The organism is Janthinobacterium sp. ROICE36 (assembly GCF_002869965.1).
In the GTDB taxonomy this organism is placed as follows: Bacteria; Pseudomonadota; Gammaproteobacteria; order Burkholderiales; family Burkholderiaceae_D; genus Janthinobacterium.
In genome coordinates, this window is the sequence record NZ_PEBS01000014.1 from 44,482 (window position 1) to 61,665 (window position 17,184).

The 17,184-nt window shown below is 60.6% G+C and carries 14 protein-coding genes; 11 read left to right on the plus strand and 3 right to left on the minus strand.

Annotation, left to right across the window (positions count from 1 at the left end; all coding sequences use genetic code 11):
• Positions 1-74: 74 nt before the first annotated feature.
• The gene (clpB, locus tag CSZ94_RS08190) at positions 75-2,681 is read left to right on the plus strand and encodes an ATP-dependent chaperone ClpB (RefSeq protein ID WP_102121057.1); all 2,607 of its coding nucleotides are present in this window, start codon (positions 75-77) and stop codon (positions 2,679-2,681) included.
• Between the two features lie 109 nt (positions 2,682-2,790).
• The gene (locus CSZ94_RS08195; protein ID WP_102121058.1) at positions 2,791-3,906 is read left to right on the plus strand and encodes a polyamine ABC transporter substrate-binding protein; all 1,116 of its coding nucleotides are present in this window, start codon (positions 2,791-2,793) and stop codon (positions 3,904-3,906) included.
• A gap of 91 nt (positions 3,907-3,997) precedes the next feature.
• On the opposite strand, the gene CSZ94_RS28540 is transcribed toward CSZ94_RS08195, so the two are convergent.
• From CSZ94_RS28540 to ppk1, 3 genes are all read right to left on the minus strand, one after another.
• A complete protein-coding gene (locus CSZ94_RS28540; RefSeq protein ID WP_254926692.1) occupies positions 3,998-4,123 on the minus strand; it encodes a hypothetical protein in 126 nt (41 codons plus the stop codon).
• Between the two features lie 200 nt (positions 4,124-4,323).
• The gene (gene sixA, locus CSZ94_RS08200; RefSeq protein WP_102121059.1) at positions 4,324-4,782 is read right to left on the minus strand and encodes a phosphohistidine phosphatase SixA; all 459 of its coding nucleotides are present in this window, start codon (positions 4,780-4,782) and stop codon (positions 4,324-4,326) included.
• 25 nt (positions 4,783-4,807) lie between these two features.
• The gene (gene ppk1, locus CSZ94_RS08205) at positions 4,808-6,901 is read right to left on the minus strand and encodes a polyphosphate kinase 1 (RefSeq protein ID WP_102121060.1); all 2,094 of its coding nucleotides are present in this window, start codon (positions 6,899-6,901) and stop codon (positions 4,808-4,810) included.
• Between the two features lie 286 nt (positions 6,902-7,187).
• Between ppk1 and pstS the strand changes: the two genes are divergently transcribed.
• The 9 genes from pstS to CSZ94_RS08250 all read left to right on the plus strand — a co-directional run bounded on the left by pstS (position 7,188) and on the right by CSZ94_RS08250 (position 17,157).
• Entirely contained in the window at positions 7,188-8,222 is a 1,035-nt protein-coding gene (gene pstS, locus CSZ94_RS08210; protein ID WP_374703568.1) for a phosphate ABC transporter substrate-binding protein PstS, read from the plus strand.
• A 208-nt stretch (positions 8,223-8,430) separates the two neighbouring features.
• Positions 8,431-9,402 carry a phosphate ABC transporter permease subunit PstC gene (gene pstC, locus CSZ94_RS08215; RefSeq protein ID WP_180977401.1) on the plus strand — a complete coding sequence of 324 codons (972 nt, stop codon included), beginning with the start codon at positions 8,431-8,433 and terminating at the stop codon, positions 9,400-9,402.
• Positions 9,399-10,295, plus strand: a complete 897-nt coding sequence (gene pstA / locus CSZ94_RS08220) for a phosphate ABC transporter permease PstA (RefSeq protein WP_102121063.1) — start codon at positions 9,399-9,401, stop codon at positions 10,293-10,295. Before pstC ends, pstA begins: the two co-directional genes overlap by 4 nt.
• Before the next feature lie 38 nt (positions 10,296-10,333).
• Positions 10,334-11,116 (plus strand): phosphate ABC transporter ATP-binding protein PstB, encoded by a 783-nt coding sequence (gene pstB, locus CSZ94_RS08225; protein WP_373629715.1) that lies wholly within the window; start codon positions 10,334-10,336, stop codon positions 11,114-11,116.
• Between the two features lie 48 nt (positions 11,117-11,164).
• Entirely contained in the window at positions 11,165-11,875 is a 711-nt protein-coding gene (phoU, locus tag CSZ94_RS08230) for a phosphate signaling complex protein PhoU (protein WP_034778131.1), read from the plus strand.
• A gap of 5 nt (positions 11,876-11,880) precedes the next feature.
• Positions 11,881-12,570 (plus strand): response regulator, encoded by a 690-nt coding sequence (locus CSZ94_RS08235; RefSeq protein ID WP_034755074.1) that lies wholly within the window; start codon positions 11,881-11,883, stop codon positions 12,568-12,570.
• A gap of 12 nt (positions 12,571-12,582) precedes the next feature.
• A complete protein-coding gene (phoR, locus tag CSZ94_RS08240; protein WP_102121064.1) occupies positions 12,583-13,899 on the plus strand; it encodes a phosphate regulon sensor histidine kinase PhoR in 1,317 nt (438 codons plus the stop codon).
• 75 nt (positions 13,900-13,974) lie between these two features.
• Positions 13,975-15,171 carry a selenoneine synthase SenA gene (senA, locus tag CSZ94_RS08245; protein WP_258000843.1) on the plus strand — a complete coding sequence of 399 codons (1,197 nt, stop codon included), beginning with the start codon at positions 13,975-13,977 and terminating at the stop codon, positions 15,169-15,171.
• 39 nt (positions 15,172-15,210) lie between these two features.
• Positions 15,211-17,157 (plus strand): UvrD-helicase domain-containing protein, encoded by a 1,947-nt coding sequence (locus CSZ94_RS08250; protein WP_102121065.1) that lies wholly within the window; start codon positions 15,211-15,213, stop codon positions 17,155-17,157.
• Positions 17,158-17,184: the final 27 nt, after the last annotated feature.

Sequence of the window (17,184 nt, forward strand, 5' to 3'; positions counted from 1 at the left end):
CTGCTTTGTGTATGCTTGAAAAGTACTGCCTCACCCCAATTTGGTTAACAACTAATTAACCGGGAGCGCTTTTCATGCGACAAGACAAACTCACTACCAAATTACAGGAAGCCCTGGCCGATGCGCAAAGCTTGGCCGTGGGCAACGACAACCCGTATATCGAACCAGTCCACCTGCTAACGGCCCTGTTGAACCAGGACGACGGCGCTGCCCGCTCGCTCTTGCAGCGAGCCGGCGTCAACGTGGGCGGCCTGACCAAGGCCCTGGGCGCCTCGATCGAACGCTTGCCGAAAGTATCCGGTACGGGCGGCGACGTGCAGGTCAGCCGCGAATTCGTGGCCTTGCTGAACCTGGCCGACAAGGAATCGCAAAAGGCGGGCGACCAGTTCGTGTCCAGCGAAATGGTCTTGCTGGCCATGACGGACGACAAGTCCGACTGCGGCAAGCTGGCGCGCGAAAACGGCCTGACCCGCAAAGCTTTGGCGTCGGCCATCGGCGCCGTGCGCGGCGGCAACAAGGTGGACTCGCAAGAAGCCGAAGGCCAGCGCGAAGCCTTGAAAAAATACACCCTGGACCTGACGGAGCGGGCGCGCAAGGGCAAGCTCGACCCTGTGATCGGGCGCGACGATGAAATCCGCCGTACCATCCAGATCCTGCAGCGCCGCACCAAGAACAACCCTGTGCTGATCGGCGAACCGGGCGTGGGCAAGACCGCCATCGTCGAAGGCCTGGCGCAGCGCATCGTCAACGGCGAAGTGCCCGAATCGCTGAAAGGCAAGCGCGTACTGTCGCTGGACATGGCTGCCTTGCTGGCCGGCGCGAAATACCGCGGCGAGTTTGAGGAACGCCTGAAATCCGTGCTGAAGGAACTGGCCATGGATGAAGGGCAAACCATCGTCTTTATCGACGAGATGCACACCATGGTGGGCGCGGGCAAGGCCGAAGGCGCGATGGACGCCGGCAATATGCTGAAACCGGCGCTGGCGCGCGGCGAGCTCCATTGCGTGGGCGCCACCACCCTCGACGAGTACCGCAAGTACATCGAGAAAGATGCGGCGCTGGAACGCCGCTTCCAGAAAGTCCTGGTCGACGAGCCAACCGTGGAAGCGACGATCGCCATCTTGCGCGGCTTGCAGGACAAGTACGAGCTGCATCACAAGGTGGAAATCACGGACGCCGCCATCATCGCGGCGGCCGAGCTGTCGCATCGCTACATCACGGACCGTTTCCTGCCCGACAAGGCGATCGACCTGATCGATGAGGCGGCGGCGAAGATCAAGATCGAGATCGATTCGAAGCCGGAAGTGATGGACAAGCTGGAACGCCGTTTGATCCAGCTCAAGATCGAGCGCGAAGCCGTGAAGAAGGAAAAAGACGAAGCGTCCTTGCGCCGCCTGGGCTTGATCGAGGAAGAAATCGTCAAGCTGCAGCGTGAATACAATGACTTCGAGGAAATCCTGAAGGCGGAAAAGGCCGTGGTGCAGGGCAGTACGCACATCAAGGAAGAGATCGAGAACGTCAAGCTGCAGATGGAGCAGGCCACGCGCGAGAGCAACTGGCAGAAGGTGTCGGAGCTGCAATATGGCAAGCTGCCGCAGCTCGAAGCCCAGCTCAAGCAAGCCGACAGCGGCATGGCGAAGGCCGAATCGGGCCAGCCGAAGCTGTTGCGCACGCAAGTGGGCGCCGAGGAAATCGCCGAAGTGGTGTCGCGCGCGACGGGCATCCCCGTGTCGCGCATGATGCAGGGCGAGCGCGAGAAGCTGCTGCACATCGAAGAGAAGCTGCATGAGCGCGTCGTGGGCCAGGATGAAGCGATCACGGCCGTGGCTGACGCTATCCGCCGTTCGCGCGCCGGCTTGAGCGATCCGAACCGTCCCTATGGTTCCTTCATGTTCCTGGGGCCGACGGGCGTGGGCAAGACCGAGCTGAGCAAGGCGCTGGCGACCTTCCTGTTCGATACGGAAGAATCGATGATACGCATCGACATGAGCGAGTTCATGGAGAAGCATTCCGTGGCCCGCCTGATCGGCGCGCCGCCCGGCTATGTGGGTTACGACGAGGGCGGCTACCTGACGGAAGCCGTGCGCCGCAAGCCGTACAGCGTGATCTTGCTCGACGAAGTGGAAAAGGCGCATGCCGATGTCTTCAACGTGCTGCTGCAAGTGCTCGACGATGGACGCATGACGGACGGCCAGGGCCGCACTGTGGACTTCAAGAATACTGTCATCATCATGACCTCGAACCTGGGTTCGCATAAGATCCAGGCCATGGAAAGCGATGATCCCGGTGTCGTGAAGCTGGCCGTGATGGCCGAAGTACGCTCGCACTTCCGTCCCGAATTCGTCAACCGTATCGACGAAATCGTCGTGTTCCACGGCCTTGACGAGAAAAACATCGGCGCCATCGCGAAGATCCAGCTGAAGATCCTCGAAGAACGCCTGGCGCGCATGGACATGCAGCTGAGCATGACGGACGCGGCCTTGCAGCAAATCGCCGAAGCGGGCTACGACCCGGTGTATGGTGCCCGTCCGCTGAAGCGGGCGATCCAGCAGCAGATCGAAAATCCGCTGTCGAAGTTGATCCTGGAAGGCAAGTTTGGCCCGAAAGACGAGATCCGCATCGATGCCCGCAACGGCAACCTGGTGTTTTCGGGCGCGCAAGTGGGGCTGGACAAGGTGTAAGCTGCCGCGCTCATAGTGCGCGATAGGCAAGGGCGCGATCAGAGTAGACCTGATCGCGCCCTTCTTGCTATGATCGTCACTATTTTCTGATTCTTCTGGAGGCGGTACGATGGCAAACACATGGCAAGCAGGGCGGCGCATTGGAGTGGGATTGACCTTGGCGGCGGCCGTGCTGGCCTTGCCTGCCCAGGCCCAGGAAGAAAAAATACTGAACATCTATAACTGGTCGGACTATATCGGCGACGATACGATCAAGAATTTTGAGAAGGAAACGGGCATCAAGGTACGTTACGACGTTTTCGACAATAACGAAATCCTCAATGCGAAACTGGTGGCGGGCAAGTCCGGCTACGATATCGTCGTGCCGACGGCCCAGTGGGCGCGCCTGCAGATCGACGCGGGCCTGCTGCGCAAACTCGACAAGAGCAAGCTGACGAATCTGGGCAACCTGGACCAGAACCTGCAGGCCAAGCTGTCGAAGATCGACCCGAACAACGATTACCTGGTCGACTGGCTGTGGGGTTACACGACGGTGGGCATCAACGTCAACAAGGTCAAGGCCGCGCTGGGCGGCATGCCCATGCCTGACAACGCCTGGGACCTGATCTTCGACCCGAAATACGCGGCCAAGCTGAAATCGTGCGGCGTGTCCTTCCTCGACTCGCCGTCCGAAGTGCTGCCGGCCGCCCTGCAATACCTGGGCAAGCCCGCGTACTCGAAAACGGCTGGCGACTATCAGGAAGCGGGCAAGGTACTGCAAGCGATCCGCCCCTACGTAACCCTGTTCAGCTCGTCAGGCTACATCAACGACATGGCCAACGGCTCCGTTTGCGTCGCGCTGGGCTGGTCGGGCGACATCAATATCGCGCGCCAGCGCGCCATCGATGCGAAAAACGGCAATGTGATCCAGGTGCTGGTGCCGAAGACGGCCGCGCTGATGTTCGATACCATGGCCATCCCCGCCGACGCGCCGCACCCGAACAATGCGCACCTGTTCATCAACTACATTTTGCGTCCGCAAGTGCATGCCAGCCTGAGCAACAAGGTGTTTTACGCGAATCCGAATCCGGCCAGCATCAAGTATGTACGCAAGGATATCGGCGAGAACAAGGCCATCTTCCTGTCGGACGCCGACAAGCAGCGCATGGCGGCGCCAGAAGCGACCACGGCCGATATCCGCCGCTTGATGACGCGCATCTATACGAAGTTCAAGACGGGAGTTTGAGGTAATAGCTCCCGTAGGGAGATACAAGGATGGCGCGAGGGACGGGCCGGTAGGCCGTCACTGGCGCCATGCGATATTGCCGAGGTGAACACTACTCGTGGTAGCGGTCCATCAGCTTGTGGTGGCTGCCGCGCATTTCTTCGATCAGTTCAAAGGCGACGAAGCCGATGATGGCGGCGAAGATGGCGATAAAGAGAAAAACGAGGAAGGTTAACATGGTCTTTCAGCCGCCGTTGGACGGCTGTCCGCTGGGTTGCTCAAGGTGCCAGAGCAGCGCTCCAACACGTAGTTGATGCCATTAAACTCTAGCAGATCGGCAGCGCTTTGCAAGGCTGCTGAGTTGTAATTCCTGCCAGTATTTGTCCCAGCGCACTTTTTGCGCATTACCCTTATTTCACCACCCTTATTTCACCACCCTTATTTCACCACCAGATCATGCGCCATCACGGCTTTCAAATAGACGCTGATCGGGTCGCCCGGTTCGCGCTGCGAAAACCACCAGGCGCTGGCCTTGCGCATTTCCCATTCCTGCTCCTCGCCCGTCAGCAGCAGGGCCGCCGCCTGGCCCAGCGTTGGCTGGTGGCCGACGATGAGCACGGTTTCCTTGCCGGCTGGCCAGTTGGCCGCCTTGAGGATGTCTTCCGCCTCGGCGCCGGGCGCCAGTTCCGGCATCAGCTTGAACTTGCGTCCCAGCGCTTCCGCCGTTTGCAAGGTGCGCAGGGCGGGGCTGACGAGGATGCGGCAATTTTCCGGTAGTTGCGAAGCCAGCCATTCGCCCATGCGTCGCGCCTGTTTCTGGCCTTTGACGGTCAGGGCGCGTTCGAGGTCGGGCAGGCCCGGCTCGGCTTCTGCGTGTCGCCACAAGATGATATCCATGCTGTGCTCCTGTGTGTAAAATTGCCTATTCGCCGACCTCCGCGCCCGGCGTGCCCAAGGTGTGCATCAAATACTGCTGGGCGCTGAACGGCGTTTGCTTGCCGCGCGGCTTGCGGCGCGCGTAGTGGCCTGTCGGCTCCAGTTCCCATGCATTCGTATTATCCTTCAAATACGGATTCAGGCCCTCGGCGATCACGCGCCGCTTCAGCGCCCGGTCCAGCACGGGGAAGGCCACTTCCACGCGGCGGAACAGGTTGCGGCTCATCCAGTCGGCGCTGGCCAGGTAGACATCGTGCGCCAGGTCGTTGCGGAAGTAATAAATGCGACTGTGCTCAAGGAAACGGCCGATCACGGAGCGCACCTTGATGTTTTCCGACAAGCCCGGCACGCCCGGCTTCAGGGTGCAGGCGCCGCGCACGATCAGGTCGATCTTCACGCCATCGGTCGAGGCCGCATACAGGGCGCGGATCACGGATTCATCGACGAGCGCGTTGACTTTCACGATGATGCGTCCGCGCCGGCCGGAGCGGGCGATCTTCGCCTCGTTGCGGATGGCCTTGATGATTTCGCTTTGCAGGCCGAACGGCGCCAGCCACAGGTGGTTCAGGTTGTGCGGCTTGGTCAGGCTGGTCAGGTGGATGAAGACTTCGTTCACTTCCACGGCCAGGTCCTGGTTGGCCGTCAGCAAGCCGAAGTCCGTGTACAGTTTGGTGGTGGTGGGGTGGTAGTTGCCGGTACCCAAGTGGGCATAGAAGCGCAGCGCGCCTTCTTCGCGGCGGATGACGAGCGCCACCTTGGCATGGGTTTTCAAGCCCACCACGCCGTACACGACTTGCGCGCCCGCTTGCTCCAGCTTGTCGGCCCAGTTGATATTGGCTTCCTCGTCGAAGCGCGCCATCAATTCCACGATGACCGTCACTTCCTTGCCCATTTTCGCCGCCGTGATCAGTGACTCCATCAGGTCCGAATTCATGCCTGTGCGGTAGATCGTTTGCTTGATGGCGACGACGGATGGGTCGTAAGCGGCGCTGCGCACGAAATCGATCACCGTCTGGAACGACTGGTAGGGGTGGTGCAGCAGGATGTCGTGCTTGTTCAGCGCGGCAAAGATGTCGTTGCCGATGGCTTTATGCGCCAGACCGGGGAAGAAGGGCGGGAAGCGCAATTCCGGCAGCTTGACGTGGTCGATCATTTCCGACAGGCGCACCAGGTTGACGGGGCCGTTGACGCGGTACAGCCGGCTTTGATCCAGGCTGAACTGGTCGAGCAGGAACTGTGACAGTTCTGGCGGGCAATTGCGCGCCACTTCCAGGCGCACGGAGGTGCCGAACTGGCGCCCCACCAGTTCGCCCTTCAAGGCCTGGCGCAGGTTCTTGACTTCGTCTTCGTCCACCCACAGGTCGCTGTCGCGCGTGACGCGAAATTGCGAATAGGCAATCACTTCGCGCCCGGCGAACAGATCCGAGATGTGGGCGTGGATGACGGAGGACAATAAACAGAAGGACACGCCATCGCCGGATATCTCGTCCGGCAACTTGATGACACGCGGCAAGACACGGGGCGCCTTGACGATGGCGATCGCCGTGCCGCGCCCGAAGGCATCCTTGCCGCTCAGCGAAACGATGAAATTGAGGCTTTTATTGATTACTTGCGGGAATGGGTGAGCCGGGTCGAGGCCGATGGGCGTGAGCAGGGGGCGCACTTCGCGGTCGAAATACTTCTTGACCCAGGCGCGCTGCGCCTCGTTGCGGTCGCTGTCACGCAGCAAATGCACGCCCGCTTCGCGCAAGGCCGGCAGGACTTCGCTATTTAATATCTCGTACTGGCGTTCCACCAGCGCATGGCATTCCTTGCCGATGCGTTCCAGGTTGGCCGCCAGGGCAGGGTGGCCGGCCAGCGAACCGCCGATGCTGCCGGCCGCCAGCAGGCTGGCCACGCGCACCTCGAAGAACTCATCCATATTGCTGCTGACGATGCACAGGTAGCGCAGGCGCTCGAGCAGCGGAATGTTCGGGTCTTCCGCCTGGGCCATCACGCGCCGGTTGAAAGTCAGTTGCGACAGTTCGCGGTCAAGCAGGATGCCCGATTTGGTCACTTCCGTGTGCAGTTCAGGTTTCATATTCTTTTGTCTTTGCAGATAGTTAATTCTAGCCGTATTTCATCATGTATGACGCGTTGTGAGTGTAATCATGAAATATGACGTAAGCGTGACATAAGCGGTCATAAAGCGTCGTCCATTCTGTCATTTTTCGCGCCGGAAATGACGCTTCCCCGGGCGTAGGCAAATATTTCATGAAATTTTGCGCATGTCATAAAGCTGTCATATTCGCTTGCTAGACTGCGCAGCATTCAACCGGGACTTTGTGTCCTAACAACCCTGAGGACTTGATATGCAAATGAAGCAAATGTTCAAATTTATCGTCGTGGGTGCTTCGGCAGCGATGGCATTTTCTTCCGCTTCCGTCATGGCGGCAGATATGACAGGTGCTGGTGCGACCTTCCCGTACCCGATCTACGCCAAATGGGCTGAAACTTACAAAGCCAATACGGGCAACGGCCTGAACTACCAGTCCGTCGGCTCCGGCGCCGGCATCAAGCAAATCAAGGCCAAGACTGTTGAATTCGGTGCCTCGGACATGCCGTTGAAGGCAGAAGAGCTGGAAGAAGCAGGCCTGATGCAGTTCCCTGCCATCATGGGCGGCGTGGTCACCATCGTCAACCTCGACGGCGTGAAACCTGGCCAGCTGAAGATGACTGGCAAGGTCGTTGCCGACATCTACCTGGGCAAGATCACCAAATGGAGCGCTCCTGAGATCGCTGCTTTGAACAGCGGCGTCAAGCTGCCGGACACGGAAATCACCGTGGTGCACCGCGCCGACGGTTCGGGTACGTCTTTCCTGTTCACCGACTTCCTGTCGAAAACCAACCCGGAATTCAAATCGAAAATCGGTGCTGGCTCGGCTGTGAAATGGGCAGTGGGCGTGGGCGGCAAGGGTAACGAAGGCGTCGCCGCCAACGTACAGCGTATCAAGGGTTCGATCGGCTACGTCGAGTGGGCTTACGCCAAGAAAAACCATATGTCGCACACCCAGCTGCAAAACAAGGACGGCAACTACCTGCAGCCTGATGACGAAAACTTCAAGGCAGCAGCCGCTTCGGCACCATGGACGCAAACCCCAGGCTTCGGCGTGGTCCTGACCGACCAGGCTGGCAAGAACAGCTGGCCTATCACCGGCGTGTCGTTCATCCTGATGCACAAAGTCCAGCCTGACGCAGCCAAGGCAAAAGAAGTCCTGAAATTCTTCGACTGGGCCTACAAGAACGGCGGCGCCGCTGCTGTTGAACTGGACTACGTGCCGATGCCGGCATCGGTCGTGAAACTGGTGCAGGAATCGTGGAAAGCCAACCTGAAAGATGCTTCGGGCAAAGCCATCTATTAATTCGATAGCTTGACCACAGCAGTACCATCCTTGCCCCTCCGCCAGCAACACGGCGGGGCAGGGAGTTAGCCAGGACCGCCCGCAAGCCCTTGCAGGCGGTCCTGGCTAAAAGAGCAAGATAAAAATAGCAATACCTGCAGTACCACCCACATGGCACATTATGAGCGCACAATCTACCTCCTCCACGATCCCCATGCCAGGCGGCACCATGACCGATTCCATCAGTCACGCGCAAATGCTTACCACCATGCGCAAGCAGCGTATCCAGGATTTCCTGTTCCACAAGGTGACGATGCTGTTCGCCCTGTCGGTGCTGGTCGTCCTGGTCGGCATCATCATTTCGCTGATCATGGAATCGATACCGGCCTTCAAGACCTTCGGCCTGCATTTCATCGTGTCGGCCGAGTGGGACCCCGTCAATGACCAGTACGGCGCCCTGATCCCCATCATCGGCACCCTGGTGACGTCGGTGATTGCCCTGCTGATCGCCTTTCCCGTCAGCTTCGGCATCGCCCTGTTCCTCACGGAAATCTGCCCGGCCTGGCTACGCCGCCCGCTGGGCACGGCTGTCGAGCTGCTGGCCGGCGTGCCATCGATCATCTACGGCATCTGGGGTTTGTTTGTCTTCGCCCCCCTGTTTGCCGATCACGTCCAGCCTATCCTGAAAGCCACGCTGGGCAACGTGCCCGTCATCGGCCAGCTGTTCAGCGGCCCCATGATGGGCATCGGCTTGCTGACGGCCGGCCTGGTGCTGGCCATCATGATCATCCCCTTCATCGCCTCCGTGATGCGCGACGTGTTTGAAATCGTCCCCGCCGTGCTGAAGGAATCGGCCTACGGCCTGGGTTGCACGCGCTGGGAAGTGGTGCGCAAGATCGTCTTGCCATACACCAAGACTGGCGTCGTCGGCGGCGTCATGCTGGGCCTGGGCCGCGCGCTGGGCGAAACCATGGCCGTCACCTTCGTCATCGGTAACGCCAACAAGCTGTCGTGGTCGCTGTTTGCCGCCGGTAACAGTATTACATCCCTGCTGGCCAATGAATTCGGCGAAGCGCAATCCGAGTTGCACGTGGCTTCGCTGTTTTCGCTGGCGCTGATCCTGTTTGTCATCACCTTTATCGTCTTATCCGCCGCCAAGCTGATGCTGGCTGGCATGTCCCGCAAGGAAGGCACGAAATGAGCCAGCTCAGCCAAGTTAGCACCCACGACGTTCCGGCCAAGCCGGCCATGAACCCCGTCTACCGCAAGCGTTTGCTGATGCACCGCATCGGCATCGCCCTGTCGGTGGCTGCCATGGCCCTGGGCCTGGCCGTGCTGGTGTGGATTTTGTTCACGCTGGTGATCAAGGGTTTCGGCGCCCTGTCCGTCGACCTGTTCACGCAAACGACGCCGGCGCCCGGCAGCGAAGGCGGCGGCCTGATCAATGCCATCGTCGGCAGCGCCCTGATGGTGGGCCTGGCAACTGTCGTCAGCACCCCGATCGGCATTCTGGCCGGCATCTACCTGGCCGAATACGGCGAGGAAAACAAGCTGGCGCACGTGACGCGCTTTGTCACGGACATCATGTTGTCGGCACCATCGATCGTCATCGGCCTGTTCGTGTATGCGCTGTATGTTTCGCAGGTAAAACATTTTTCGGGTTATGCAGGCGCCATCGCCCTGTCGCTGATCGCCGTGCCCGTGGTGGTGCGCACGACGGACAATATGCTGCGCCTGGTACCGAACAGCCTGCTGGAAGCTGCGTTTGCCCTGGGTGCGCCGCGCTGGAAGGTGGCCACCCTGGTGCGCTTGCGCGCCGTCAAGGCGGGCGTCATCACCGGCGTGCTGCTGGCATTGGCCCGCATCGCCGGCGAAACGGCGCCGCTGCTGTTCACGGCCCTGAATAACCAGTTCCAAAGCTTCAACATGAATGCGCCGATGGCCAACTTGCCGTCCGTCATCGCTTCGTTTGCGATGAGCCCGTACGACAACTGGCGCTCGCTGGCCTGGGGTGGCGCACTGCTGATCACCTTCAGCGTGCTGGCCTTGAATATCCTGTCGCGCACCGTGTTCAGCCAAAAAGTCCCTAATTAAACAGATATTGAGCGAAGCGAACCCACATGAATACGCAAATGAATCCAGCACAAGACCTGGCACCAAAGAAAAAAACCATCGAGATTTCGGGCCTGAACTTTTTTTACGGCAAAACGCAAAGCTTGCATAACGTCAACCTGGACATCCACGAGAAAAAGGTGACGGCCTTCATCGGCCCGTCCGGTTGCGGCAAATCAACCCTGCTGCGCACCCTGAACCGCATGTACGACCTGTACCCTGGCCAGCGCGCGGAAGGCTCGATCCTTTACCGCGGCCGCAACGTGCTCGACGCCGACCAGGACGTCAACATGCTGCGCGCCAAGGTCGGCATGGTGTTCCAGAAGCCGACGCCGTTCCCCATGTCCGTCTACGACAATATCGCCTTCGGCGTGCGCCTGTATGAAGACCTGTCGAAGGGCGAAATGGATGAGCGCGTCGAGTGGGCCCTGAAAAAGGCCGCGCTGTGGGGCGAAGTCAAGGATAAGCTGAACAAGAGCGGCCTGTCGCTGTCGGGCGGCCAGCAGCAGCGTTTGTGCATCGCGCGCGGCGTGGCCGTGAAGCCGGATGTGCTGCTGCTCGACGAGCCGACCTCGGCGCTGGACCCGATTTCGACCTCGAAAGTGGAAGAGCTGATCAGCGAGCTGAAACAGGATTACACGATCGCCATCGTGACGCACAATATGCAGCAGGCGGCGCGCTGCTCCGACTACACGGCGTATATGTATCTGGGCGAACTGGTGGAATTCGGCGAAACGGACCAGATTTTCATGAATCCTGCCCGCAAGGAGACGCAGGATTACATCACCGGCCGCTTCGGCTGATCCGCCGCGCATCGCTATACACAAGACAACTGAATACGGAGAGACAGCATGATAGGCGAACATTCATCCAAGCAATACGACAACGAACTCGAAGCGATCCGCTCGAAAGTGCTACTGATGGGTGGCATCGTTGAAACCCAGTTCCTCGACGCGATGACGTGCTTTCGCATCGGCAATCCGGAACGCGCCGACCGCGTGATGCGCGAAGACGACGTCGTCAACCAGCTGGAAGTGTCGCTGGACGACGCCTGCAGCCACTTGATCGTGCGCCGCCAGCCGGCCGCCAACGATTTGCGCACCATCATGGCTACCATCAAGGTGATTACCGACCTCGAGCGCGTAGGCGACGAGGCGACCAAAATCGCCCGCGTGGCGAAGAACTTGCACAAGCGGGGCAACGGCGTCGTCAACCATTACGAGATGGTGCGCGGCATTGCCAACACGGCCACCGACATGCTGCACGATGCGCTCGATGCATTCGCGCGCAACGATGGCAAGCAGGCCTTACAATTAATTGCACAAGATGCCATCATCGACCATGAGTTTCGGTCTATCATGCGCAATTTGATCACCTTTATGATGGAAGACCCGCGCACGATTTCGGCGGCGCTCGATACCCTGTGGGTGGCCAAGGCCATCGAACGGATCGGCGACCATGCGAAAAACATCGCCGAATACGTGATTTACGTGGTTGAAGGCAAGGACATCCGCCACACCAAGGTGGCTGCTCCCGCCATTTCCGAGGAGCTCCCTGAGTAAGCTTTATGGCATCTGATAAAACCACGGTATTGATTGTTGAAGATGAGCCGGCCATCGTTGAACTGGTGACCTATTCGCTGCGCGAATCCGGCTGGAATTGCTGTTCTGTACAAAACGTTGCCGATGCCTGGGAATTCATCCAGCACCGCACGCCGCACCTGATCCTGCTGGACTGGATGCTGCCGGACCAGACGGGCTTGCGCCTGCTGTCGCGCATCCGCGCCGACCGCAATTTCGCCGCCATCCCCGTCATCATGCTCACCGCCAAGAGCATGGAAGAAGACAAGCTGGCTGGCCTGAACAGCGGGGCCGACGATTACGTCACCAAACCGTTCTCGCCGCGCGAGCTGCTGGCGCGCGCCAAAGCGCTGTTGCGACGCAAGAGTCCGGAACACGCGCAGGCGCCCATGCGCGCCGGCAACGTGGCACTGGACCCTGTCAGCTGCACCGTGATGATGGATGAACAGAAGATCGATATCGGCCATGCCGAATACAAGCTGCTGAAATTCCTGCTGGCCCATCCGGAGCGCGTGTTTTCGCGCAGCCAGTTGCTCGACAAGGTGTGGGGCGACCATGTGGTGATCGAGGAGCGCACGGTCGATGTCCACGTATTGCGCTTGCGCAAAGCCTTGAAAGAGGCCGAAAGCCTGATCAAGACGGTGCGCAGCGTCGGCTACATGTTGTCTGAAAAGTAAAGCCTGTCTCCTATGAATCCGAAATTGCTGTTCTGGGTGCCGGCCGCCTTGCGCATGATACTGGCGCTGCTGGGCGTGGCCGTCGTCTGGTATCTGTTTGGCGCCACGTATGCGCTGGGCATCGCCTTCGTGCTGATGGCCATGATGGTGTTCGTGCAGTTGTCGTATCTGTTCCAGCTGAGTAACTGGCTGGACAATCCGCAAAGCGCCAAGCTGCCCGACGGCTGGGGCGCCTGGACCAGCATTTTCGCGCGCCTGTACCGCATGCGCCGCGACGACGAGAAAAACCAGGCCGAGCTGACGGAATGGCTGGCGCGTTTCCGCCAAGCCATGCATTTGCTGCCGGACGGCGTTGTCATCATGGACGACGTGCTGTTCCTCGAATGGTGCAATCCGGCGGCCGAGAAGCACCTGGGCCTGACGCACGAACGCGACAAGGGCATGCGCGTCACCAACCTGATCCGCAGCCCCGAGTTCATGGATTACATCATCCTGGGCCGCTACGACCAGCCGCTGACGATCACTTTCCGCAACCGCAAGCTGATCGTGCAGATCATCCCGTTTGAAAACCGCCGCCAGATCCTCGTCACGCACGATGTGACGGAGACGGAACGCATCGAAATGATGCGCCGCGACTTCATCGCCAATGCCTCGCACGAACTGCGCACGCCGCTGACGGTCATCGTGGGCTTCCTGGAAATCGCTTCTGCCGAGCTGGACCTGGATGCCACCACGCGCGCCGCCCACCTCAAGCTGATGACGGAGCAGGGCCACCGCATGCAGCATTTGATCGAGGACATGCTGACCCTGTCGCGCCTGGAATCGGTCGACTACCCGCTGCGCCCCGAGCCCGTGGATGTCAAAAAGCTCATGCAGCAAGTCTTGCGCGACGCCAAGGGTTTGTCGGCCGGCAAGCACGAGATCAAGATGGAATGCAAGGGCCCCGACGTGCTGGGGAGTTATGACGAGCTGTATAGCGCCTTCGGCAACCTGGCTTCGAACGCCGTGCGCTACACGCCGGCCGGTGGCAGCATCACGCTGCGCTGGCAGGATGGCCCGGCCGGACCGCAATTCATTGCGCAGGATACGGGCATCGGCATCAGCCCCGAGCATATCTCGCGCCTGACCGAGCGTTTCTACCGCGTCGACAAGAGCCGTTCGCGCGAAACCCAGGGTACGGGCCTGGGCCTGGCCATCGTCAAGCACGTGCTGTTGCGCCATGGAGGTACTCTGGCCATCCAGTCCGTGGCCGACAAGGGCAGCAGCTTCATCGTCAGCATGCCCAAATCCGTCGTCACGCCGCTGCAGGGAGAGTTGCTGGTCAAGTAGTCCGGGGGAGGGCAGTCCCCTCCCTGTTTCTCCGGCGACTGGTGCAATGTTGGCATAAGTCGTTACAATCAGGCCATGACTTTAAACAACACTTCTTTTCGCCACGCCGGCGCGCAGCAACTGGCCCAGTCGCTGCAAGCTGCGCGCCAGGACACCTTGTCCCTGTTCGACTGTTATGTCAGTGCCGGTCTGGACGTGGTAGCTGGCCTGCCCCGCCATCCGCGCCTCAATCCGCCCTTATGGCAACTCGCGCACATCGCCTGGTTCGCCGAGTGGTACATCCTGCGCGAAGCCGCTTCCAGCCATCCGGCCGACGCCATCTACAATTCTTTGCTGACGCGTGGCGACGACCTGTTTGACGCCAACATGGTCGAGCACCGCGCGCGCTGGAAGCTGGAATTGCCCAGCCCGGGTGCCGTGAAAACGTATTGCCACGAAGTGCTCGACCGGGTCCTGGATAAACTCTCGCGCGAAGCCAATGTCGACAGCGCGCTGGCGCCGTACCGGCTGGCGCTGGCGCATGAGGATTTATGCGGCGAGGAAATGCTGGCTGGCTTGCAATGGCTGGGCCTGGAAGCACCGGAATCGCTCGCCTCCAGCCCGGCCTTGCCGCCAGGCGCGGGTGAGATCGTTTTTCCTGGCGGCAGCATCGAACTGGGTTCGCCACGCGGCGCCGGGTTTGCCTTCGACAATGAATCTCCACCTTACCGCTGCTACGTGCCGCCGTTTTCCATCGATGCTTGCGCCGTATCAAATGCCCAGTTTGCCGATTTCGTCGCCGATGGCGGCTACCAGAACCGCCAGTTCTGGAGCGTGGCCGGCAGCGCCTGGCTGATGCAGCAGGAGCGCTCGTCGCCTTTGTACTGGCTGCGCGAAGCGACGCAGTGGCGCACCATGCGTTTCGGCCAGCGCACGACCTTGCCGCCGAATGAAGCCGTGCGCCACATCAATCTTTATGAAGCACAAGCGTACTGCGCCTGGGCGGGGCGGCGCCTGGCGACCGAGGCGGAATGGGAGTATGCTGCGCTGTCCGGCCATCCGCGCTTTCACTGGGGCCAGGTGTGGGAGTGGACGGCGACGCCGTTCGAGCCGTATCCGGGCTTTGCGCCCGATGCCTGGCGCGAGTATTCAGCGCCGTATTTCATGCAGCAGCAGGTGCTGCGCGGCGCCGCCTTCGCCACGCCGCCGCGCCTGCAGTCGGCCCACATGCGCGCCTTCCACGCGCCCGAGCGCGGCGATATCTTTGCCGGCCTGCGCACCTGCGCCTGGTAAGTCCGAGACAGCCAGCTGCTACCCTTTTCAGGAATACTTTTGAGTACAGATAACGCCCCGCAGTTCATTCCCAAACGCATCACGCCCACGCCGGAGCAGGTCGCCATCCAGACGTCGCAAAAGAAAGTGGTCTTGATCGATGCCAATGCCGGCGCGGCCAAGACGACAACCCTGGCCCTGCGCCTGGCCGAGGCGCTGCACCGGGGCCGCGCGCCGGAACGCATGCTGGCCCTCGTGTTTACCGAGGCGGCGCGCGTGGCCCTGCGCCAGCGCCTGCTGGAAGTGGGCGTGCCGCTGGGCGTCGTCAAGCGCCTCGTCATCGACACCTTCGACGCTTTTGCCGCCAAGGTGCTGCTGCAGCTGGAAAGCATGCAGGTGGCATCCATGCGCAGCGATGAAGAGCTGCGCCCCGTGGCCTGGGAAGCGCTGGAAGTGGTCTCCGAAAAGTACGCCGACCGTTACCAGCTGGAAATCAACACGACCAACGGGGCGATCGCCGAATTCCTGAAATTGCAATTGCGTACCAAGGCGCGCATGGATTTTCAGCATCCCGACTTCGAGAGCAACTCGCTGGACGACAATCTGGAAATGCTGGGCATGTCGCGCACGCATTATCTGTGGCTGCGCGAATACGAGGGCTTGCGCGGCGCCGACACGGGCGACATCCAGTTCCGCGCGCCGTTCGACGCCACCTACGACCTGGTGCGCATGCTCGACGGCGACGAGCCGCTGCGCCAGCAATTGCCGGCCTTCCAGATCATCGTGGCCGATGAATTGCACGATTTGAACGAAGCGTCGTTCCGCCTGCTGACCATGCTGATACGCCGTGGCAACGCGTTTTTCTGCGGCGCCGGCGACAAGGATCAAGTGATCTACACATGGTCGGGCGCCGACCATCGCTTTTTGCGCCAGCGCTTCGAGCAGGAGTTCCCCACCTTGCAGCGCTTGCCGCTGACGGCCTCCTACCGTTACGGGCCGCAACTGGCGCAGGCCGTGGGCGTGCTGAAAAACAAGGCCAGCGTGTCGGCCCTGTCGCGCGCCACCCACATCGAAGTGCTCGAGTATGACCATGCGCAGCCGCAAGCGTGCAGCGCGCAGCTGATCGCCGCGCTCGAACACGCGCATGCGGGCACCACGGCTATTTTGCTGCGCGACCGCGACCAGGCGATCCGCGTGGAAACGGCGCTGTTCCAGAGCGGCATCGCGTATGGCCTGGTGGACATGAACAGCTATCTGCTGAGCCTGGAAGTGCTGATGCTGCGCGGCATGGTCGCCATCGCCCGCAAGGACTTGCACGCGATCAAGAGCGGCCCGCGCCGCGGCGAGATCCTCGAAGCCCTGGTGGCGTTCGCGGAAATCCCGTTTACGCGCGCTGAGCTCCAGCAAGCCAAGGCCGACGTGGCCAATTACCCGGACTTGCTGGAAGGCTTTTTGACGAACCAGCTGGCCAAGTCGCACAACCAGGACAAGGCGGCGCTGACCCTGGCCGCCGTCGATTACCTGCGCGCGCTGCCCGCCGACGCTTTGGCGGGCGACGCCCTGCAGCACATCTTTGGCCTGATGCAGCTGGAACAGACGGCGCGCCGCATCTATGTCGATCCGGCTCAGGCGCGGGTGGTGGCGCGTTCCCTGCACGGTTTTATTGCCGTCTGCAGCGAAGCGGGCGTGGCGCTGGGCGGCTTTGCCGGCTGGCTTGGCGAGATGGAAGAGGCCGTGACGGTCTCCACCGGCAAGCCCAGGCTGGTGATCGCCTGCATCGACCAGATCAAGGGCCTGGAATATAACCACGTGATTTTGCCTTACCTGGCGGTCGATGAATTCCCGCGCAGCAAGACTGACCCGCTGGAAGAGGAAAACCGTTTTTATGTGGCCGCCACGCGCGCGCGCGACAGGCTGACCTTGCTGACGCCGGAAGACCCCGCCTACCGGAGCCGTTACATCGCCGCTCTGCAGCTGAAAAACAAGATTGTTGTGTCCAAGGCATAAATCTTTTGCCGTGTGGCTGCTTTTTGT